We start from the raw sequence: 19,788 nt of genomic DNA, 5'->3' as shown, positions 1-19,788 counted from the left end.
GAACAAGCGGCTAATGAGGCGAAGGAGGCGGCAAAAAGTGGTGGTAAGGAAGGAGAGACTTAAACTTTTCTACAGGTACACCCTTGATCCCCCACCTCCCCTACTTCCCCCACTTCCCCCACCTCCTCTACCTCCCCTTCTCCCCTGCCCCTCTACTACCCTTACACTGTTAACTATGACTCCTCACGAAAGTGATATTAAAGATACTTCTTCACAAACAAAAATCTGGAGTGGTTGGCAGGAAAATTTAGTTTTAATAACTATTGCCCTGTGTTTAGCGCTTCTGATTCGGACATTTATCGCTGAACCACGCCTGATTCCCTCAGAATCAATGTACCCTACCTTGCACACAGGCGATCGCTTAGTTATAGAAAAAGTATCATACCGCCTTCACCCTCCCAAAATCGGCGATATCGTCGTTTTTAACTCACCACCTGAACTACAAAGACGCGGATATTCTCAAAACCAAGCTTTTATCAAACGGGTAATTGGTGAACCAGGGGCAATAATTAGTATCGCTCAAGGCAAAGTTTACCTCAACGGTACAGCCTTAACAGAAGACTACATTGCCGAACCACCCAATGACCCATTTCCTGAAATCAAAGTCCCAGAAGGCGCATTTTTCGTCATGGGAGACAATCGCAATGATAGTAATGATTCCCGCTATTGGGGTTTTGTCCCCAGTCAAAACGTCATCGGTCGCGCCACATTCCGCTTCTGGCCTCTTGACCGCATCGGCTTAATCTAGAAGAGATTGGGCGCAGGCCCTGCGCCCCTACGAAAAGCGTAAATAGTACATCAACTGAGCGATCGCATCCCCAGATAATTCCAAACGTTGTTGAAAATCTGCTAAACTTCGGTAAGGACCAGCAGCCACACGGTTTGCCACAACTGTCTGTGCTAGGGATAAATCTATAAAAGGGATTTTCGACAAACTCTCTACCGAAGCAGTATTAGGGTTCACCGGCTGAGGTTTATCTAGGGAATTATTGTCATAATAATTAAAATTTAACAGCGGTTTCAAGGGTTCTAATCGTTGTACTGGCAAACCCAAAGCCGCCGCCACATCCTCAATACAGTAAAATATTACACCAGCGCGAGAAAGTTCCACAAGCGATCGTCCTTGGTGAATTGACAACCCAGGTAAACGCAGCCAATCATCCACAGTTGCCTGATTAGCATCAATACCCAAACCCAACTCAGCCGCCATTTCCACCTCTTCCCAAGACTGTAACCGATAATAAGGATCATTCACCAACTTAGCGCGAAGCCCTTGCAACTTCAGATTTAAAGGTAGCCACTTATTCATTCTCAACCCAATCCTTTAACCAATTACCAATTACCCATTACCAATTACCCATTACCCATTACCTAAATCTGATCCAACATCTGACGACGTTTTTGCTCAAACTCATACTCAGAAATTAACCCATCTTGACGGAGTGCTTCCAACTCACGCAAAGCATTAGCAACCGATTCCACTTGATTACCAACCGGTGATGATACCCTTGTTACCGACTCACCCAAATTAAAATACCGATCAAAAGTTTCTTCCTCTTGAGTTAAATACCAAACTCCTTCAATAGCACAAGCTACCTTGGGAATAGGTGTCCAAGACAACAAAACATATATAATTCCCCAAAGTGGCTGTCCCAAGTAAAATTTATGTAAACCCGAAATCGTTAAAGTTCCAGAAAATGCTAAAATAGCAGCAACAGTACGGCTTTTTCGTTTAGTGAATATCATTTTATCTATAGCCATTATACTCAATTCGTAAACTAATGGGTCAAGTTACATAACAGGCAAAGAAAGTAGATGTGTAAATTTTTTCCTCAAAACATAGAGTATAACTTATCAAAATCAAAGACACTAAAACATATACTTTATAGCGCATATCTTAACTAAGACAGTATAATTAATGAAAATATTTTATTGATCAGGAATCTACTAAATCTATTTACATAGGCAAGCAATAACATAGTATTATTAAATACTTGACAATTCCGCCTATGATTCTGATCTGAATTAAATTTAATAATTTCAGTCAATAATACTCAAAATTTATTTGTAAATAATAATACAATGTCACTTAATTCCCTATCAAAAGAATGGCTAAATCTGCTTATTGATCCTTATGCAGTATTAGGGGTTGCTGTGAATGCTGATGAGAGTCAAATCAGTAAACGGTATTATGCTCTGGCTAAACAGCTACACCCAGACCACTATGTTAGTAGGAATGAGCCAGATCAAGAATTAGCTCAAGTAGTATTTACACAATTAATTAACCCAGCTTATGAAAAACTCAAGCAAACCAAAAAACGCCTAAACACCATAGAATTACTGCGTTCAGAAGCCAGATTTTTAGATCCACAAAAACCAAGTAGCATACCAATTTCCATTATTCAGTCAATATCCACAATGTCTGATGGAGAAGCAGAATTATTTTATAAAGACATAGTTACATTATATTCATCTACTCAATATTATTCACTGTATCAATCTTGCCAAGTAACACAGCAATTAAACGCATTAAATATAGTTTATTTATCACACCAACAAGCTCAACCTCTACAGAGCAATGAACCAATACCCATCATTCCCCAACAAGAAAATCAAATAATTCCCAACATTTCACCTCCAAACACAATTCCCCAAAAAGACCTAATACATTATGCCCAATATTACTATGAAAGGGCTGTAGAGTATTATAATCAAGGAAACTGGAACTTAGCAGTCCAAGAACTGCGAGATGCTATTAAATTAGACACGACCAATAGCGACTACTATGCGCTACTGGGAGTAGTCCATTTTCAACAGAAATTTTTAGGTATGGCTAAAGTCTATATTCGTCAAGCATTAAAAATTAATCCTCAACAAGCACTAGCTTTAAAATATGCTGCAATCTTACAAATTGAAGTAAATGATATAGTTAACCCTCAATCAATGTCAAAAGCTTTGGGTATTGCTTCCTTATTAAGTAAGTTTTTATCACAGAAACTGTATTAAAATTCCACCTAACTCTATATTTGAAGTCAAGTAGTGAAATTCCGGTAAAAACCCCTACCTTAACCGAAGTAGTTTCCCCAGATGAATCTTCTACACTAAAATAAGACATAGAGGCAAAATTCGGAGCTACTCAACTAATAGCATTCAGTTAAAGAAAAGTAAAATGGGATTCTTCGACTCTGAAATAGTGCAGCAAGAAGCCAAGCAATTGTTTGAAGACTATCAAGCACTGATTCAACTTGGCAACAGCTACGGCAAATTTGACCGCGAGGGCAAGAAACTGTTTATTGAGCAAATGGAATCCATGATGGATAGATATCGCGTCTTCATGAAGCGTTTCGAGCTATCCGAGGATTTCATGGCGCAAATGACCATACAGCAACTAAAAACTCAACTAGGTCAGTTTGGTGTTACTCCACAACAAATGTTTGAGCAAATGAACGTGACCTTAGAAAGGATGAAAGCAGAATTGGAAAAAACAAAATGACAGGGAACAGGGAACAGTGGGAAAATTTTTTCTCCCACTGACAACTGACCAATTAATTTGACTTAGGACGTGGAAACTGAGAAGTAGACTTAAACTTTTCTACAGGTACACCCTTGAGCGCTTTTGTCATAAAGTCCCGCCATATAGGGGCTACCATGACCCCACCAGTTGCTCCACGTGCCAGTTGTTTGCTATCGTCTCTTCCTACCCACACAGCAGTAGTTAACTGTGGTACAGTACCGATAAACCAAATATCCTTTTCTGAGGATGTAGTTCCTGTCTTACCAGCAGCAGGGCGGCCTATTGCAGCATTTTTACCTGTACCTTCAGTCATTACTGAAGTCATAATATCAATAGTAGCCGCTGAAGCCCAAGGATCTAAAACTTGTTTTGGTTTGGGTGTATTATCGAGAATCACATTACCAGCACTATCGGTAATACGAACAATTACTGTGGGTGGTGACTGCCAACCATAATTAGCCAATGTAGCATAAGCACTAGTCATTTCTAATGGAGTAACACCAATAGCGCCCAAAGGTAGAGAAGTAACTGGTTCCATTGGACTCATAATACCCAAAGTCCGGCAGGTTTCAATAACTTTATTCATCCCCACCGTTTTACCAAGTTTAATCACCGGAATGTTGCGAGACTGGGCAAGGGCGGTGCGAATTGACATCGCTCCAGCAAAACTACCATCGTAGTTTCTCGGATAGTACCGACCATTACCGTCTTGATAACTAACTGGAGCATCTATGACCGTGCTACTAGGTGTATATTTACCAGTAGCAAAGGCGGCATAATAAACAAAAGGTTTGAAAGCCGAACCTGGCTGGCGTTGGGCTTGGGTGGCTCGGTTAAATTCACTTCTTTTATGATCTACACCACCGACAAGGGCTTTCACGAAGTGAGTCCGAGGATCAATTGACACTAAAGCCATTTGATTTTTAGATAAACCTTGGGACTGAAGCCTTTCGTGCCATTCCTTGACGGTTTCTTCAGCCATTGTTTGGAATTTAGCATCAACAGTTGTTTGGACTCGCATTCCACCTTTAAGCAAGGAATCACGTCCAAATTTTTTCGCCAACTCTTGAGCTACAGTATTGGTAATATAAGGTGAAGCACTACCCTGAAAAGACCTGATTTTACCCAGTTTAATTGGTTGTTTCAGGGCATCATCATATTCTTTTTTGGTAATCCAATTTAACTCTACCATCCGCCCCAGAACTTCTTTTTGTTTCTGTTTGGCAAGTTTCATACTCGCAAAAGGGCTAAACTCTTCTGGCGCTTGGATTAATCCAGCCATCATAGCCGATTCACCCAAAGTTAAATATTCTGCTGATTTATTAAAATAACTGCGGGCTGCTGTTTGGACACCGTAATTGTTATGACCCCAATAAACTTGATTGAGGTACATTTCTAGAATTTCGTCTTTACTGAGGATTTGCTCTAAACGAATTGCTAGAACAGCCTCTGCTAATTTCCGTGTAAAAGCCCGTTTTTGAGATAAGAACAGATTCTTTACCAACTGCATGGTGATGGTAGAACCACCTTCTTTTACGCCTCCTGCGACCATATTAACTACGATGGCACGACCAACACCAGTGGGGTTAATGCCATGATGTCCGTAAAAGTGACCGTCTTCACTGGCTAAGACTGCGCGTTTAAGGTTGGGGGAAACTTTATTGAGGGGTACTACTTCTCGGTTAGCTTCTCCGTGAATGCTGGTTAAAAGTTTGCCTTTTATATCATATATGTAAGTTGTTTCCGAGGGGAAAAAGTTTTTTATTTGTCTAACATCTGGTAAATTACGGAAACTAATGGCTAAACCTACTAGTGTTCCTGCAACAATAGAGCTTGTTAGGAGTGTTATGGATAGCAAAGTACCGCCAGTTATCTGACCTACTCCCTTAAAAAACTCAAATCCAGATGAAGCTTGCTCTTGTGGTTGTTTGTTTGCAAAAGTCCTAGACGACACGGCGATCTTACTTCCTCACTTGTAAATTTAAATGTAATTCATTAAATGGAAAAAGGCAGTTAATTTTTTGTAATTATAGTAATCTGGCAGGAGAAAGGACAAATAATTGGTTTGTGAACATAACAAACTTAACTTTTAGAGTGGAAAGTATAGTTAATAGCGAATTTCTTAGTATGACGCAAAATTTCTCTTGGTTGCATCGTGGTGTGGCAGAAATTTTTCCGCAACCCCATGCTGGTGATAATGATACAGAAAGTTTGGAAAACCGACTACTCAATTCTGACCGTCCTTTAAGAATTAAACTAGGTATTGACCCTACGGGAGCAGATATTCATTTTGGTCACAGTATACCTGTACGGAAGTTGCGGGCGTTTCAAGATGCTGGTCATACAGCAGTTCTCATTATTGGTGACTTTACGGCACGGATTGGTGATCCTACTGGTAAATCTGAGGTGCGCCGTCAGCTTACGGAAGCTAATGTAGCACAAAATTCCCAAACTTATCTTGACCAAGTACGTCCTATTTTGGATTTTGATACCCCCGGTCGGTTAGAAGTACGTTATAACTCAGAATGGCTTTCTCGTCTAGATTTGGGAAAAACTTTGGAGTTACTTTCAACTATGACTGTGGGACAAATGTTAGCCAAGGAAGGTTTTGCAGAACGTTATAAACAAGAGAGTCCGATTTTTCTCCATGAGTTTCTGTATCCACTGATGCAAGGTTATGATTCTGTGGCTGTGGAGGCTGATGTAGAATTGGGAGGGACTGATCAAAAATTTAACATTGCTGTGGGGCGAGATTTACAACGTCATTTTGGTTTAAAACCGCAGTTTGGATTGTTATTGCCAATTCTCATTGGGACTGATGGTGTCCAAAAAATGTCTAAGTCTTTAGGTAATTATGTGGGGTTGGGGGAACATCCTTCCCAAAAGTATCAAAAACTGCAAGGTGTGCCAGATAATTTACTGTCACAGTATTTTGAATTGCTGACGGATTTACCTTTGGATAGTTTGCCAGAAAACCCACGTCACGCCCAAGAATTTTTAGCCTGGGAAATTGTCCGTCAGTATCACGGTGAACAAGCGGCTAATGAGGCGAAGGAGGCGGCAAAAAGTGGTGGTAAGGAAGGAGCATTACCGGAATTTTCTCTGGCTGCTATTCCCCAATTTCCTGTGAAGTTAGCCTATATTCTCGGTGCTACTGGTTTATGTAAAAGTACAGCCGAAGGTAAACGGAAAATTCAGGAGGGTGGAGTGAGGATAAATGGTGATAAGATTGCTGATGCGGATTTAAGTTTTTCTACACCTGATGATTTATATGATAAAGTGTTACAGGTGGGTAAGAAGAATTTTGTGCGGTTGGTAAAGTAGCTGTCAGTTATCAGCCGTCAGCTATCAGCAGTCAGCTATCAGCTTAAAATACAACACTGACCACTGACGGCTGTTATAAGATTGTCATCGTCTTATTTAGAATTTTTATGCTAATTTATTAGCATATTAGGTACTGAAGAACCATTAATATCTTGAGTAAAAAATATTTAATCGGTGGGTAATTTCATTAGTATTTCTTAAACCTAACCCGACTATTCGAGGTGTTGAGGGAAGATGTCCTTTATTTGCATCTAAAGTAAAATTATAATCTTCGTATTTTATCAATTCATTCTTAGCAAGATTTTCTATCCAACCACATCTAGCTGTAAACTGTTGATGATTTTGAAGAATCTGTTTTTGGATACTAAAACCAAACTTACCATCACTATATTTAACCCAAAGTTGATTAATGATATGTAAATCATAGCGGGGAAATTTTCTAATGTCTCCATCATCTAACCAACATACATTTTCACGTTCAGATATTTTCAGCATTAGAGAATAGGTTTCTTTATCAGCATCTTTCCAGTTTTGTGCAGATAATAATTGCCGTAAATTTCTATAGTCCATTCCCGAAGCATGAGATACTAAGTAGGTAAACCGAAAAATTTAAAGGTATGTGACGAAATGTAAATTCAATGAATGCCTTACAAATAGGTTGTTTTACGGGTTTCACAAAACTAAACATATATTGGTTTTATTATGTTTACCTACTTAAGGTTAATTCATTTGTTAATTGGGATAATTGTAATTGTAAATTTGATAAAGCTTGTACAATCGTTGGTTGTTCTGGTTGTTGAATGTGAGTTTTTAATTGTGATATTTGTGCTTTTATATCTGCTAATTCTTGGATAATTTGGGTACTTGCTTGTGGTTCATTTAACATTGCTTTTAAATTCTCTATTTCTTCTGTAGCTTGACTTAAATTACTCTTGGTTTCTGTGGTTATTTGTTCGCTGGTTTCTAGTTTTTCTTGTGTTTCATGAAGTTGAGATTTTAATGTTTGTATTTCTGTTTGCAAAGTTTGAACAGTAACAAGAAAATTATTTTGAGTTTCTTGTAATTCTGTTTTCGCATTTCTCAACTCTTCTATTGCTTTTTCGTAAACTCCTAAAGGTGTTTTCCAGTTGTTATCAGATGTCATCATAAAATTAACCCTCTTCTTACTTTATATAGAACTCATGTTTGATTTTTGAAAAAAATTAGGTATTGTAAGGTGCGTCAGATATTACAAATCTGTTTATTGATAGAATTTATGCAGTCTGACGCACCCTACCTATATTTTCATAAATCAAATATTAGTCCTATAGTTATTAATTACCTTTTAACATTTGTTGTGAATAACTACCCTGTAATTTCAATTGATCTTTTTGATCATAATCAGCTATTGTACTGCGCCAAAATTCACATAGTAACCCATATTTCATCCAGTCTTCAATTGCTCTACGTCTTAATTCTGGAGATTTTCTGACTAAAGCGGCCATCATTGCTGCATTATGTTGTAATTGTCCATAGGTTTCTAAGATTTGATCAATAGGTGTGTTTTCATTTAATTTACTCAATTCATAACATTGATTTAATTTATAAAGCTGCATATCGGAAATACTACCACCAAATTTCCACCCAATTCCTAATTGTTGTCTACATTTATCTAATGGGTTGGGTAAAGCATGGTGTAAATGTCTTTTTAATTCATTACGAATAAATTCTAATTTACCATCTATTGCTTCATCTATTTTATCTATCAATTGACTCGCATCTACAAATAATTGGTTTTCTAAATTTTCGACTCTTTGCAAACTACTATCTACACCTGCAATAGCTTCCATGACTGCTAATGAAAGTTGATTAATACGATTTTCTAAATAAAAGTTGGTTTGACTAATTGTTTGTTGTGAGTCTTTAATTACTTGTTCTCTTAATTGATTAATTTCTTGTAAATTAGCCTTAACTTTATCGTTAGCATGATTCAGCAAGTTTTCAATATCTACTTTTGTCTGAGTTTCTAAATCTTCTATTTCTTGAAGACGTTGTTGTGATACATAGTCAAATTGATCAGCGAGAGGTTTGAGTTTATGATCAAATAAGTTGGATATTTCTTGACTACTTTCTTGAATCACTTCTTTTGCTGCACGTTCAAATTTTTTAACTACACCCCCAAACAACCATCCAAGCATTTTTCTACATCCTTTCAGAACAAATTTTAAATATTAAATATATAACACTGACAACCCTAAGTATATAATGATTTTACAAAAAAATTATATGAGTGTTTCCATATTTTTGTATCTCGAATAGAATAATATCTTTACTGATTCCTATATCATAAACTCATCTTGACTTTGCTTTACAAAACATAAAAAAGTGATACTTGTTCAGAAATTTCTTTACTTTTAGATTTATTTCCCTGGATTAAGTTAAAGAGATAAATACCAAGTTCTTTTGCAAGTAACACCGGAACTGCATTACCAATTTGTTTATATTTAGAACTTACCGAACCATAAAAAATCCAATCATCAGGAAAAGTTTGAATTCTTGCAGATTCATGGACAGTTAAAGAACGTAATTCTACAGGATGACACATATCTGTAGCTTTTTGATGTGGACTGGTGGTAATTGTTGGTGAAGGTTTATCCCAAGATAATCTTCTATAAAAACCTACTTTTCCACCTCCAGAATTAAAAGCACCTCCCATAGCTTCTTTTTTTAATTCTTCTGGTAAATGTTTCCAGTTTTGTCCTGCTTCCAATAATCTTAAATATTTTAAACGACTTTCTGAATAAGCCATAAATTCTTTTTCTGTATCAACTAAACCTGTTAAAGCATCTTTCAAAGCAGCACCAGCTATTTCATCAACTTCTAAAGGTGGGTAATCTTTTCCTCGTTGATTAATTGGCCTGTGACGAAGTGGAGCAGAAAGTAAACCTTTAACATTTTCCATTAGGAAAAAACGGGGTTGGACTTCTTTAACAATGCGAATAAAGTCCATAAATAAACTACCGCGCGGGTCCATAACTGAACCTCTTTTTCCTGCGGTACTAAATGGTTGACATGGTGGACCACCTGTAACTAAATCTATTTCACCAGGTTGTAAAGCACGTCCTAAATTTAAAACTCTTCCTCCTTCTTCCAGTAATTCTTGAGAAGTAACATTTTGTATTTCTCTGGGAATAGCACTTTCTTGAAGAAATGGACGATTAAGAGCAATTGTTTTTGCAGCATCACGGTCTTTTTCTACTACACTTACTGTATGAAATCCTGCTTCTTCCATACCTAAGTCTAGACCAAAAGCACCTGTGAATAAGGAAATGGAAATGACTTTACCATCTATCATGCTTATTGCTCCTAAACAATTGCTAAAATAAATAATTACATAATGACAAGCATGAAAAACTTGCTCATATATGACTAAATAGATCAAGTGTATCACTCTATTGAATTTATGTCTAGATATACTTATTTGGGGATATTTTTCTAGGATTTTTGTAGCTACCTGCTGGCGCGATCGCTATTCAAGTATAATAAGTCTGATTATTATAAGAATAATTATGAATGCTGATAAAATTATTGTTCCTTTAGATGTACCAGATTTAGAGAGTGCGATCGCTCTTGTTGATAAACTTCCTCAAGTTACCTTCTGGAAAGTTGGTTTGGAGTTGTTTACTAGCACAGGTCCCACGATTCTGGAAATCCTTAAATCTCAAGAAAAGCGGATTTTCCTCGATTTAAAATTTCACGATATCCCCAACACCGTCGCCGGTGCTTGTCGCGCTGCGGCTGGTTATGGGGTGGATTTATTGACAATTCATGCAACTTGTGGTAATGATGCTTTAAAAGCGGCGGCGGAAGCGGTACAAATTGGGGCGGAAAAAGCGGGGACAAAACCACCGAAGTTAATTGCTATTACGTTGTTAACGAGTATTTCGGCGCGACAATTGGCGTTTGATTTGAAAATACCTTTAGAATTACCAGAATTTGCGTTAGAAATGGCACTGTTGGCGCAAAATTCTGGTTTAAATGGCGCGGTTTGTTCTCCCCAAGAGGTGCAACAATTAAGAGCAAGTTGTGAAAAAGACTTTTTGCTGGTTTGTCCAGGAGTACGGCCGACGTGGGCTGATAAGGGGGATCAAAAGCGATCGCTCACACCCTCCCAAGCTATCACAGCCGGTGCAGATTATCTAGTTATCGGTCGTCCCATTACGGCGGCGGCTGAACCTGAGTTAGCGTGGAATCGGATTGTTGAGGAGTTAAAAACAGTGTGATGAACAAAGGAGTCTGTAGGGGTTTAGACACGCCAGGGAATAAATTCCCTGTCTCATAGCTCAAGTCCGTTAAAACGGACTAATAAATTTTCCAAATATATTAGTCATCTTTAGATGACTTTCGCTATTAGCAAGGAACTTGAGTTCCTTGCGGGATATAGGTTTTACATTCAGTTGACACTAATGAGCAATGCTAAACCCTCAAAAAAAGGTATATTTCTCCACTGCTTTGTGGTTTTCATGGTTGGTAATCTGTAGTTATTTTCACTACCCAGTAATTGCTAAAAATATTCCTTCTCAACCTGTAAATCCCGAAATTAGTAATTCTTGTTCTGAGCAAAGTCTGGAAACTTTAACAACCCAGATGATGTTAGATTTACCTAGCTATACTAACCGGGTAATTCAACGTTCTCGTCGTCTGAAACGGAGTGTTGATACTTTTTCCTATATATTGGCTGCTGGTCAACCAGAGTTTAAATCTTTACCATTAAATCCAGGTATTGATAATGGAGACAAGTATAATGGGGAGGGTGTCAGACAGGTTTTCTTTACTACATTAGAACGAAAATATATCAATAAAAAAGCCGTAGAATTACAAGAATTCCATCGGCTATTTCTGACAAAAACTAATGTTGGCTGGACTGTGGTGATGATGTTTTCCCAAACCAGCAGTTATCCAGTCAAACTACCTATTGCACCACCCAGGGATAGTAGTAATGGGGCGATCGCTCAAGGTGTTAAACTGTGGTTACGAGATTGTCAAACAATTGATTCAGAAGTCAGGAGCGATGCCCTGAGCTTGTCGAAGGGTCAGGAGTCAGGATAAAGAAGAATAAAGAAAATTCCTCTCCCTGTTCCCTGTTCCCTGTTCCCTTCCCTCACCGATAAGTTCTCAACTCAAATAGAATTGCTATATTTTTACAGAGTTTGGAAATACTTCTCCAAGGCCTCATGTACCAAATCAGTCATCGGTCGTTCTTGTTTTTCCGCCGTTTCCTTGAGTTGAGCGTAAAAATCATCCCGCAGACTGACACGGTGACGGGATTTACCACTGCTGGTAGGGTCTCCTGGGGTGTAGTCAGCCACAAATTCCCGAATCGCATCAAAACCCAATCTGTCGCAAAAATCCCCAAAACTTTCTTTTGGTGTGCGGGATTTTTTAAAGAAGACAAAAATTGGTTCTAGGAAACTTTCAATATCATCATGGTGCAGTTTTTCTGTAAAAGGTTGTGCTAACCGGGTTTGATGTGGTGAACCACCCAACCAAACTTGATAGGATTCTGGCGCACTACCCACTAAACCCAATTCTGCCATATAAGGACGAGCGCAACCGTTAGGGCAACCGGTCATCCTGACCACAAAATGTTGATTTTGTAAACCCAGTTTATCTAATAAAGCCCTAATTCTCTCTAAAATTCCAGGGATGGCTCGTTCTGATTCTGTTATAGCTAAACCGCAGGTAGGCAAGGCTGGACAAGCCATAGCGTATCTTGTTAGTGCCGCTATTTGCTCAGGGTCGGCAACAACGCCACATTTATCCAGAATCTCTTGAATGGCTGCTTTATCTTCTGGTGCGATGTCGTAAAATAGTAGGTTTTGATTACCTGTGAGGCGAATTGGCAGGTTAAATTGCTCAACAATTGTCCGCAAAGCGGTTTTGAGTTGGAATGTGCCGTCATCTTTGACACGCCCGTTATCAATGGAAATACCTAAAAAGAGTTTACCATCGCCTTGTTCATTCCAGCCCAGAAAGTCCTTATATTTAAACTGGATGAGGGGTTTAAATGGTTCGAGGGGTTTACCAAGGTATTCTTCTACTTGAGTGCGGAATTTATCTACACCCCAATCATTAATTAAGTATTTTAATCTGGCGTGTCGTCTGTCTGTGCGATCGCCATAATCTCGTTGTGTCGCAACTATGGCTTTTACAAGATTATATACATCAGCTTTGGCTACATAGCCAATGGGGTCAGCGGCTCTAGCAAAGGTTTCTTCTTTATTATGGGTTCTACCTAAACCACCACCAGCAAAAATATTAAATCCTGCTAATGCGCCTTTTTTATTGGTAATTACCACCAAAGTCAAATCTTGGGAATATAAATCAACAGAATTATCTCCCGGAACTGTGACGCAAATTTTAAATTTGCGGGGCATATAGTGAGTTCCATAGATAGGTTCTACGGAATCATGAACAATAGTGCCATTACCGTTGGTTTGTCGCGCTGCTTTGACATCTGGATGTTCTTCGGCGCTAACAGCTTTTTCCCCGTCTAACCAAATTTCGTAATAAGCACCGGTTTGGGGAGAGAGTAAATCAGCAATATTTTGGGCATATTCCCAAGCATACTGATATTCTGAGCGATTTTTAAAGGGGGCTGGCGGAGCCATAACATTGCGGTTAATATCACCACAAGCGCCCAAAGTTGAACCAAGATTTTCGACAATTGTAGCGATCGCTGCCTTTAGATTCTTTTTCAGGATACCATGTAGTTGAAAGCCTTGGCGAGTAGTAGCTCTGAGGGTATGATTACCATATTCATCAGCCAATTTATCCAAAGCTAAATATAGCTCAGGAGGTACTAACCCGCCGGGATTTTTTGTCCGCAACATCATTTGGTAATCTTTTTCCTGACCCTTAACGCGGTTATCACGGTTATCCTGTTGATAAGAACCGTGAAACTTAAGAATCTGAATTGCATCTTCACTGAAATGAGTAGTGTCTTGGAGAATTTCCGTTGCTACAGGTTCACGTAAAAAATTACTATTTTCTTTGATACCTTCGACTTTAGAAGGCTTACGATTAGTTGCAGGAGAAGCAGCAGTGTTAACCATTACGGTAGATACGTTTCTGAATAAAGCGGTAAACAAAATTGAAATTAAGCAATTAATAGCACCTAGTTGGCTCAATAAACTACTTAAAATCGGTCGGAATTATGAATATTATTCTAATTTTAACATAGTGAGAGGCCACCTTGATCAAGGGGGTCAGAGTAGTTAACTACTCCAACCAGCAAATATCACCATTGTCCTTAAACTAAAGACAAGGAGTAGACCTGACCATCAATCAACAGTCGCGTAATCCCCTTAGCTTGTAAATGGCTACTAGCCTTATGGAGCATTTGACTATCGGGGACTTTAATCACGCGATCGCGCTTAGTAGAAAAGCGTTTAGCCACACGATGATTATCAAAAATCGGTAGGGTTTTCTGTTGATTTTCCAAACTCGGAATCAGACCCAAATCACCAAAATCCTTGAGGGGACGGGTGATTAACTCCGCAGACCGATCAATTACCAAATAGCAAGTTTTTGGTAAATGGGCAACCGACAATGGTAAAACCTGAACAGATACTTCCCCATTTCCGCGTCTGGTAACTAGGGGTTTTGGGGCTTCATAGTCTTCGTCCTCAAAATCCTCCTCATCCTCATACAAATCATCATCTAAATCGTCATCCAAATCATCAGGTTCATCCAGCAAATCCTCATCCAAGATTTCCGCAAACAAATTGGGCTGTGAATATGGAGATTCCACATCTATCTTGGGTTTGGGGATAATTGGCGTTTCTGTCGGCTTGTGTCTGACAATTTCTAATTCTTTGACAACAGGAGTTTCCTTGACAACGGGAGGTTTAGGTTTTTCCACTGCTGAGGAGCGTGTTTTGACCCGTCTATTAACCGGAATAGGTGGAGCAAAATCAGAATCATCATCTCCTTCTGGTTCTGGTTCTGGTTCTGCTGCTATGGTCGGTTGTTCTATTTCTAGATCAGATAACCTCTCCACTGTATCAGCAGCAGTAGAAATTTCCCCTGCCGGGGGTTGATTCAACAGCGGTAACTGCTCATAACTTACCTGCGCTCTGCCTTCAGGGGTTCTAGCAGCACGTTTTAAAGAAACGAGAAATTCATATTCCTCTTCTGCTAAGGTACTTTTGAGCAGTCTGCTAATTGTGGAATTACTCACACCATAGCGTTCTGCCAAAGTCGAGGTTGTTTCGGCAGTTTCTCGATAGAGCTTGAGAATTTCTTGTTTGTCAGAATCTGTTAATTTTCTCACGGTAGACACCAAAATTTGTTAAGTTCGTTTGCGTCCACGGTCTCGGCGTTTAAGACTCAATGATGCGTCGTATTCTAGAACAGCACCCAGACCGAATAACACTCCACTAAACACCCAGAATACTTCTAGTATGTCTCCACTTTGATAATCCTGTCCTTGTTGAGCAAATTTAAACCACATATCTGCAATGTAGAGCGAAAATGCGGCTGCGGCAATCATTCGCCAAGATAAGGAGACTTTACCTCCCCAAAAAGCCAGTAGCATAATTGTGGCAATAATTAATAACGCCACATCGCTAACTATGTAAAACAAGTTCAGCAAAAAGGCAATTTGTTCAGTTGATGCTTGTTCCTTTTGAGAAATTAACCAAGCCAAAAAACTGCCCAATGTTCCAACTGCCGACACAATTAGCCACTGCCATACTTCCAAGTGAATTCGGCGAGAAACCAAGGCTAAAGCCATACCAGTCCCTAAACATAAATATGTGAGGACAAAAAATATATCAGCAATAGATACATCTGGCTCTTGTTTGAGGACGATTTCTGTATAGCCGAAAACGAGTCCACCTATAAAATAGGCAAACATTCCTAACCCGATTGACAGCCAGACTTTTCCACTACTAACCATTTGGGTACTCCGCCAGTTCCTCCAGCATAAGAGACTTGCACCCAAATAAGCCACAGCTTCAAAAATATTTGTGCCAATCACATACCACTGAGCGCGGACTTCCATTCCCCGTTGCTCTGGGTCAGGAATTTTGGCACTAAACAACAAAAAGTATAACAATGCTAAAACAGCCCAGCTAACACAAGCCAAAACAAGATTTTGAGTAGTTAATAGGGGCTTAACGGGAGATGAATTGTCGTAAGATTTACTCATAGGGACTAACTAGGTAAATGCTCTGAATGTAATATTTTTTGCACATTGAATGAAATATAGCAGATTACAGATCAATGATGTACCGAATCTAACTTGAAAGCCAGACAGTAGGTTTACCCTTGACTCCTGCTGTAATTTGCACCTTCGTACTTTGGTGACAGACAATAGCCAGTTAACAGTTGTTTTTTTGACAAATCAATATCCACCCTACTGCCAAAGCTTATTAAGGGGAGATTTTTGTACCCAACTGATAAATAGTTCTTGCTCTTCTTCTGACATATCTTGTAATCGGTCATCTAGTTGATGAGCAAAGTTGGTATCACCAAAGTATGTTTTTCCTAATTTGTGAAGTTCCTCTAAAAGAATAATCACATGAGTTTCTTGCCAAATCGGCATTTTACTCATCTGTGACAAATCCTCAGTCAAGAACGATTTTACTGTATCAGCAGAAGATATATCGGGAAATTGTTTTTGCTGTAATATCCCCGTGATGTCCTTGGCAAATAAACTTGCTTGACGATTCCCTAGTAAATCTTCAATATCTAGATAAACAGCTTGTAAAAGCGTAATAACACCTAGTGTTAAAACCTCAGTTTTACTATGACTGCCAGTGTCACTACTGATCTGATCTAGCTTAATTTTTCCCCAGATACTATAGCGTTCTGGTTCTTCTAGTAAGACACAAGCTTTGCCTCGGTTATCTGTTAAGGATTTCCAAAAGGTTTTAGCTTCTTCTTCTTCACTGGACTTAAAAACCGTAATCAACCGAAAAGTCTGCCCCTGATAATAGAGAATTGGCACTTGCCGATCTTCTTTGTTTGGGTGCTGAACCGTTGAAATTTCAACATCCTGCCGTTTGAGAATAAACATAGCACTAGTAAATAACTCCTCACATTGGCTTTGTTGATAAAGAATATGTAATGGTTTTTAGTATCATTACGATAAAGTATAATTACTTGATGAGTTGGAAAAGAGCATTGGCTGAGGACTGGATACTTAACAAAGGTAAGGTTCTATGTAAGTATACATATTCATGGGCAATTACTCCTTGACATCACAATATATCTGAATATCGTATCTATTTTGTTTCTTATTCTACCCCGACTGCTCAATCACTTGCAGTTTATTACTGAAATTAGGAAATTTTTAATTTACTCTTGCCTATTTAGACAATTTTAGATATAATAATAAAGGCTTCACGGGTACGTAGCTCAGTTGGATAGAGCATCCGCCTTCTAAGCGGACGGTCGCTGGTTCGAGTCCAGCCGTACCCATTTGTTAGATATATTGCTTGTCCGCCAGTCAGCTAGATTTAGACGAGAATAGTTGATGGTGTGAGGGCTAAAGTTTTGGTTAAATCTGTCAGGAGAAAGCGATCGCAGAGGTTAAATAATTCTATCTCTGTAGAGGTATGTCGCATCAGCCGCAGGAAATGACCGTCAGTGTCAATATTCAAAGCAATGTAGTTCAGAAACATTTTTAGGTAGCCAATCCGCGCTCGTTCTGGCATAGTGGAAGCTGTAGGGGTTTGCCATAAGCGATCGATATAATGGCGTACCTCCGCTAACGGCACTAGCGTGATTTCTTCTCCCCGTAAAGCCTGACGAATTTGATTAAACAGCCAAGGATTGCCAATTGCCCACCGTCCCACCATCACCCCCGCAGCCCCCGTTTGCGAAAGCACTTCCAAGGCAGTTGTCGCCGACTTGATATTGCCATTAGCCAGCACTGGACAGTTAACCCGTTTCACCGCTTCCGCAATCAAATCATATTTAACTTCCCCGTGATACATATCTTTCACCGTGCGACCATGCAAACTCAATAAATCAATATTGTTATCAGCAATTATATCTAGGATTTTATAAAAGTTATCCGTATTTTCAAAGCCTACGCGCATCTTTACCGTTAACGGTCTATCATTCACCACAGAACGCAGTTCTCCTAAAATCCGCGCGACTTTTTCCGGTTCTCGCAGCAATCCACCCCCAACATTTTTGCGATAGATTCTCGGCGCAGGACAGCCCATATTCAAGTCTACTCCAGCGATATTATAGTCGCAGAGTTCCTTTGCCGTTCTGGCTAAATCGGGAATACTTTCGCCAATCATTTGAGCAAAAACCGGGCGACCCGTATCATTTTCGGTAATTGCTGCTAGGATTTTCCGATTGAGTCGTGAGGTATCATTAACGCGGAAATACTCAGTAAAGAAGTAGTCAGGGCTACCGTAGTGGGCGATGACTTTCATGAACCAGAGATTGGTCACATCCTGCATAGGTGCAAGAGCGGTAAGTGGTAAGTCTTTCTGAAGCGATTGGGGGAGCGATACCTGGGACATAAAAGTGAAAAGCGTTCAAAAGCTCTGGAGTTGTTTTAATGGTAATTGAGAATTAATGATAACAAAATCCTTACGGAGTCAGGTTTTGACCTAGATACTCTCAATTTTCGCCTGTCAATTAAAGATACAGCAGATTGCAGATTAAATGAGGTACAGAATCTAAGTTCAAAGCCGCATAGCAAGCCAATTTTACTCCTGACTCCCGACTCCTGACTCCTGACTCCTGACTCCTGACTCCTGCTGTATAAGCATCTTCCGAGCTAATTTGACATAGGTTTTGACTGTGGTATAAGGCATTTCTAAATCTTCAGATATTGCCTGTAGTGATTCCCCCATCTCTCTTCGGGCTAAAATTGTTGCCCAAGTTGTAGCGATTTTTTCCGTGCGTTCTCCTCCTATGCGTTTCCGTTGGGCTGTGAACATTGCTGTTAATTCTTCAATACGCTTTGGTAATTGGCTATTAACAATTTCAACAGGTGTGTTTAATTCCGGTTCTACCCAATTTAAACAGGTTTGTCCGAGTCCAAAAGTAGTTTTGTGTCCAGTTCCACAGTAGGGAGCAAGTTGCACTAAAGCATAAAATAACTGAGTAAATTCGATATTAGTTAAAGCACTTTGACTCAAACCCAAGGAAATTGCCCCTGTAAAACCAGTGACAGAACCCCGTTTACCTGCTGCAACTTTGACTGATTCTAAGCGATATTTGTGAATGATGACATTTTCATCTATCCATTCTAGAAAAGCTTCTTGTTCTATGGACATTCCTGAAAAGTCGTTCCAACGTCTGAGGTAACTATGGAAAAGATTAACAGGAACGGGTAGGGGAAAGTGATGTCCTTTACGACGGAAACTGGTAGGAGAAAGAAAACTCAGATTAATATTTTTATGATTTGTTGTAGATGATTGTAATAGGTGTTTGTAAGTAGTCGGTGGATGAATAATACTTATCTGTTTTATTTGTAAGACGGCATCTCTTAATTTTAAAGTCGTTGGCGGTTGTATTAACCACTCACTCAAAAACTTGACTACTGGTTGAGAAATGGCGTTAATCTGCCAACGATATATCTGATTTGCTTGTAGTTGTAGTTGTTTTCCTGTGGGAAATAATTGACCTTCTAGTGCAGAAATGCTAAAAGGTTTTTCTGACTCACTATCATGTAAATAGGCTGAAAGTGTTGGGTTAATTTGTCGCACTTGGTCTAGAAACCAAGCATGAAGTCCAATGGTATATTGTGAGTAGAGGTTGGTGGAATTGGTTGCTTCTAAGTCAAGGACTAAGCTAACTAATTCGGTATCATCTGCCCATGCTAAGGAGGTGGTTTTTGATGGGGTTTTACGGTTGCTGGATGTAGCTGACTTGGGCATTTTCATTTAATACTGTAATATGTTAATAGTGAATATTTTACTCTATTTCCGTCCCCT

At 39.2% G+C, this 19,788-nt stretch carries 19 protein-coding genes and 1 tRNA gene; 7 read left to right on the top strand and 13 right to left on the bottom strand.

Annotation, left to right across the window (positions count from 1 at the left end; all coding sequences use genetic code 11):
• Positions 1-175: 175 nt before the first annotated feature.
• Positions 176-748: a signal peptidase I gene (lepB, locus tag FJR05_RS20180; RefSeq protein WP_168645777.1), complete on the top strand. Its 573-nt coding sequence runs from the start codon at positions 176-178 to the stop codon at positions 746-748.
• A gap of 27 nt (positions 749-775) precedes the next feature.
• On the opposite strand, the gene FJR05_RS20175 is transcribed toward lepB, so the two are convergent.
• A complete protein-coding gene (locus FJR05_RS20175; RefSeq protein ID WP_168645776.1) occupies positions 776-1,309 on the bottom strand; it encodes a ComEA family DNA-binding protein in 534 nt (177 codons plus the stop codon).
• Between the two features lie 62 nt (positions 1,310-1,371).
• On the bottom strand, positions 1,372-1,743 hold the full coding sequence (locus FJR05_RS20170; protein ID WP_168645780.1) for an NINE protein: 372 nt from the start codon (positions 1,741-1,743) through the stop codon (positions 1,372-1,374).
• A gap of 339 nt (positions 1,744-2,082) precedes the next feature.
• On the opposite strand from FJR05_RS20170, the gene FJR05_RS20165 reads away from it, so the two are divergent.
• Together FJR05_RS20165 and FJR05_RS20160 are read left to right on the top strand one after the other, a co-directional pair.
• A complete protein-coding gene (locus tag FJR05_RS20165; protein WP_168645775.1) occupies positions 2,083-3,006 on the top strand; it encodes a J domain-containing protein in 924 nt (307 codons plus the stop codon).
• Between the two features lie 163 nt (positions 3,007-3,169).
• The gene (locus FJR05_RS20160; RefSeq protein ID WP_168645774.1) at positions 3,170-3,493 is read left to right on the top strand and encodes a DUF1825 family protein; all 324 of its coding nucleotides are present in this window, start codon (positions 3,170-3,172) and stop codon (positions 3,491-3,493) included.
• Positions 3,494-3,545: 52 nt separating this feature from the next.
• Here the strand turns inward: FJR05_RS20160 and FJR05_RS20155 are convergent, their stop codons facing one another.
• A complete protein-coding gene (locus tag FJR05_RS20155) occupies positions 3,546-5,468 on the bottom strand; it encodes a transglycosylase domain-containing protein (RefSeq protein ID WP_168645773.1) in 1,923 nt (640 codons plus the stop codon).
• Between the two features lie 173 nt (positions 5,469-5,641).
• Between FJR05_RS20155 and tyrS the strand changes: the two genes are divergently transcribed.
• A complete protein-coding gene (gene tyrS / locus FJR05_RS20150) occupies positions 5,642-6,838 on the top strand; it encodes a tyrosine--tRNA ligase (protein ID WP_174783795.1) in 1,197 nt (398 codons plus the stop codon).
• Positions 6,839-6,982: 144 nt separating this feature from the next.
• Here tyrS and FJR05_RS20145 read toward each other — a convergent pair whose 3' ends face one another.
• The 4 genes from FJR05_RS20145 to FJR05_RS20130 form a co-directional block, all read right to left on the bottom strand.
• On the bottom strand, positions 6,983-7,408 hold the full coding sequence (locus FJR05_RS20145; protein ID WP_168645771.1) for a GUN4 domain-containing protein: 426 nt from the start codon (positions 7,406-7,408) through the stop codon (positions 6,983-6,985).
• A gap of 136 nt (positions 7,409-7,544) precedes the next feature.
• Entirely contained in the window at positions 7,545-7,985 is a 441-nt protein-coding gene (locus FJR05_RS20140; RefSeq protein ID WP_168645770.1) for a hypothetical protein, read from the bottom strand.
• Between the two features lie 166 nt (positions 7,986-8,151).
• Positions 8,152-9,015: a hypothetical protein gene (locus FJR05_RS20135; protein WP_168645769.1), complete on the bottom strand. Its 864-nt coding sequence runs from the start codon at positions 9,013-9,015 to the stop codon at positions 8,152-8,154.
• A 170-nt stretch (positions 9,016-9,185) separates the two neighbouring features.
• The gene (locus FJR05_RS20130) at positions 9,186-10,172 is read right to left on the bottom strand and encodes a DNA cytosine methyltransferase (protein ID WP_168645768.1); all 987 of its coding nucleotides are present in this window, start codon (positions 10,170-10,172) and stop codon (positions 9,186-9,188) included.
• 214 nt (positions 10,173-10,386) lie between these two features.
• Between FJR05_RS20130 and pyrF the strand changes: the two genes are divergently transcribed.
• Positions 10,387-11,100, top strand: a complete 714-nt coding sequence (pyrF, locus tag FJR05_RS20125) for an orotidine-5'-phosphate decarboxylase (RefSeq protein WP_168645767.1) — start codon at positions 10,387-10,389, stop codon at positions 11,098-11,100.
• A gap of 190 nt (positions 11,101-11,290) precedes the next feature.
• Positions 11,291-11,926 carry a hypothetical protein gene (locus FJR05_RS20120; RefSeq protein ID WP_254446986.1) on the top strand — a complete coding sequence of 212 codons (636 nt, stop codon included), beginning with the start codon at positions 11,291-11,293 and terminating at the stop codon, positions 11,924-11,926.
• Between the two features lie 92 nt (positions 11,927-12,018).
• Here FJR05_RS20120 and sir read toward each other — a convergent pair whose 3' ends face one another.
• The 4 genes from sir to FJR05_RS20100 all read right to left on the bottom strand — a co-directional run bounded on the left by sir (position 12,019) and on the right by FJR05_RS20100 (position 16,901).
• Entirely contained in the window at positions 12,019-13,932 is a 1,914-nt protein-coding gene (sir, locus tag FJR05_RS20115) for a sulfite reductase, ferredoxin dependent (RefSeq protein ID WP_168645766.1), read from the bottom strand.
• Between the two features lie 197 nt (positions 13,933-14,129).
• Entirely contained in the window at positions 14,130-15,152 is a 1,023-nt protein-coding gene (locus tag FJR05_RS20110; RefSeq protein WP_168645779.1) for a transposase, read from the bottom strand.
• An 18-nt stretch (positions 15,153-15,170) separates the two neighbouring features.
• Positions 15,171-16,031 carry a hypothetical protein gene (locus FJR05_RS20105; RefSeq protein WP_168645765.1) on the bottom strand — a complete coding sequence of 287 codons (861 nt, stop codon included), beginning with the start codon at positions 16,029-16,031 and terminating at the stop codon, positions 15,171-15,173.
• A 207-nt stretch (positions 16,032-16,238) separates the two neighbouring features.
• Positions 16,239-16,901 carry an Npun_F0813 family protein gene (locus FJR05_RS20100; RefSeq protein ID WP_168645764.1) on the bottom strand — a complete coding sequence of 221 codons (663 nt, stop codon included), beginning with the start codon at positions 16,899-16,901 and terminating at the stop codon, positions 16,239-16,241.
• Positions 16,902-17,231: 330 nt separating this feature from the next.
• Between FJR05_RS20100 and FJR05_RS20095 the strand changes: the two genes are divergently transcribed.
• Positions 17,232-17,305 (top strand) — tRNA-Arg (locus FJR05_RS20095).
• Positions 17,306-17,343: 38 nt separating this feature from the next.
• Here the strand turns inward: FJR05_RS20095 and FJR05_RS20090 are convergent.
• The gene (locus FJR05_RS20090) at positions 17,344-18,366 is read right to left on the bottom strand and encodes a tRNA-dihydrouridine synthase (RefSeq protein ID WP_168645763.1); all 1,023 of its coding nucleotides are present in this window, start codon (positions 18,364-18,366) and stop codon (positions 17,344-17,346) included.
• 189 nt (positions 18,367-18,555) lie between these two features.
• On the bottom strand, positions 18,556-19,731 hold the full coding sequence (gene cas6, locus FJR05_RS20085; RefSeq protein ID WP_168645778.1) for a CRISPR-associated endoribonuclease Cas6: 1,176 nt from the start codon (positions 19,729-19,731) through the stop codon (positions 18,556-18,558).
• Between the last annotated feature and the right edge of the window lie 57 nt (positions 19,732-19,788).

Origin of the sequence: Dolichospermum sp. UHCC 0259 (genome assembly GCF_009711935.1) — a bacterium.
In the GTDB taxonomy this organism is placed as follows: domain Bacteria; phylum Cyanobacteriota; class Cyanobacteriia; order Cyanobacteriales; family Nostocaceae; genus Dolichospermum.
This window is presented reverse-complemented; position numbering and strand designations above follow the sequence as displayed.

Excerpts from the sequence above, each read along its gene's own strand:
- FJR05_RS20120 (WP_254446986.1), top strand. The coding sequence starts at position 11,291 with ATGCTAAACCCTCAAAAAAAGGTATATTTCTCCACTGCTTTGTGGTTT.
- FJR05_RS20175 (WP_168645776.1), bottom strand. The coding sequence starts at position 1,309 with ATGAATAAGTGGCTACCTTTAAATCTGAAGTTGCAAGGGCTTCGCGCT.
- FJR05_RS20100 (WP_168645764.1), bottom strand. The coding sequence starts at position 16,901 with ATGTTTATTCTCAAACGGCAGGATGTTGAAATTTCAACGGTTCAGCAC.
- cas6 (WP_168645778.1), bottom strand. The coding sequence starts at position 19,731 with ATGCCCAAGTCAGCTACATCCAGCAACCGTAAAACCCCATCAAAAACC.
- tyrS (WP_174783795.1), top strand. The coding sequence starts at position 5,642 with ATGACGCAAAATTTCTCTTGGTTGCATCGTGGTGTGGCAGAAATTTTT.
- FJR05_RS20130 (WP_168645768.1), bottom strand. The coding sequence starts at position 10,172 with ATGATAGATGGTAAAGTCATTTCCATTTCCTTATTCACAGGTGCTTTT.
- FJR05_RS20105 (WP_168645765.1), bottom strand. The coding sequence starts at position 16,031 with ATGAGTAAATCTTACGACAATTCATCTCCCGTTAAGCCCCTATTAACT.
- FJR05_RS20140 (WP_168645770.1), bottom strand. The coding sequence starts at position 7,985 with ATGATGACATCTGATAACAACTGGAAAACACCTTTAGGAGTTTACGAA.
- lepB (WP_168645777.1), top strand. The coding sequence starts at position 176 with ATGACTCCTCACGAAAGTGATATTAAAGATACTTCTTCACAAACAAAA.
- FJR05_RS20090 (WP_168645763.1), bottom strand. The coding sequence starts at position 18,366 with ATGTCCCAGGTATCGCTCCCCCAATCGCTTCAGAAAGACTTACCACTT.
- sir (WP_168645766.1), bottom strand. The coding sequence starts at position 13,932 with ATGGTTAACACTGCTGCTTCTCCTGCAACTAATCGTAAGCCTTCTAAA.
- pyrF (WP_168645767.1), top strand. The coding sequence starts at position 10,387 with ATGAATGCTGATAAAATTATTGTTCCTTTAGATGTACCAGATTTAGAG.
- FJR05_RS20160 (WP_168645774.1), top strand. The coding sequence starts at position 3,170 with ATGGGATTCTTCGACTCTGAAATAGTGCAGCAAGAAGCCAAGCAATTG.
- FJR05_RS20135 (WP_168645769.1), bottom strand. The coding sequence starts at position 9,015 with ATGCTTGGATGGTTGTTTGGGGGTGTAGTTAAAAAATTTGAACGTGCA.
- FJR05_RS20165 (WP_168645775.1), top strand. The coding sequence starts at position 2,083 with ATGTCACTTAATTCCCTATCAAAAGAATGGCTAAATCTGCTTATTGAT.
- FJR05_RS20145 (WP_168645771.1), bottom strand. The coding sequence starts at position 7,408 with ATGGACTATAGAAATTTACGGCAATTATTATCTGCACAAAACTGGAAA.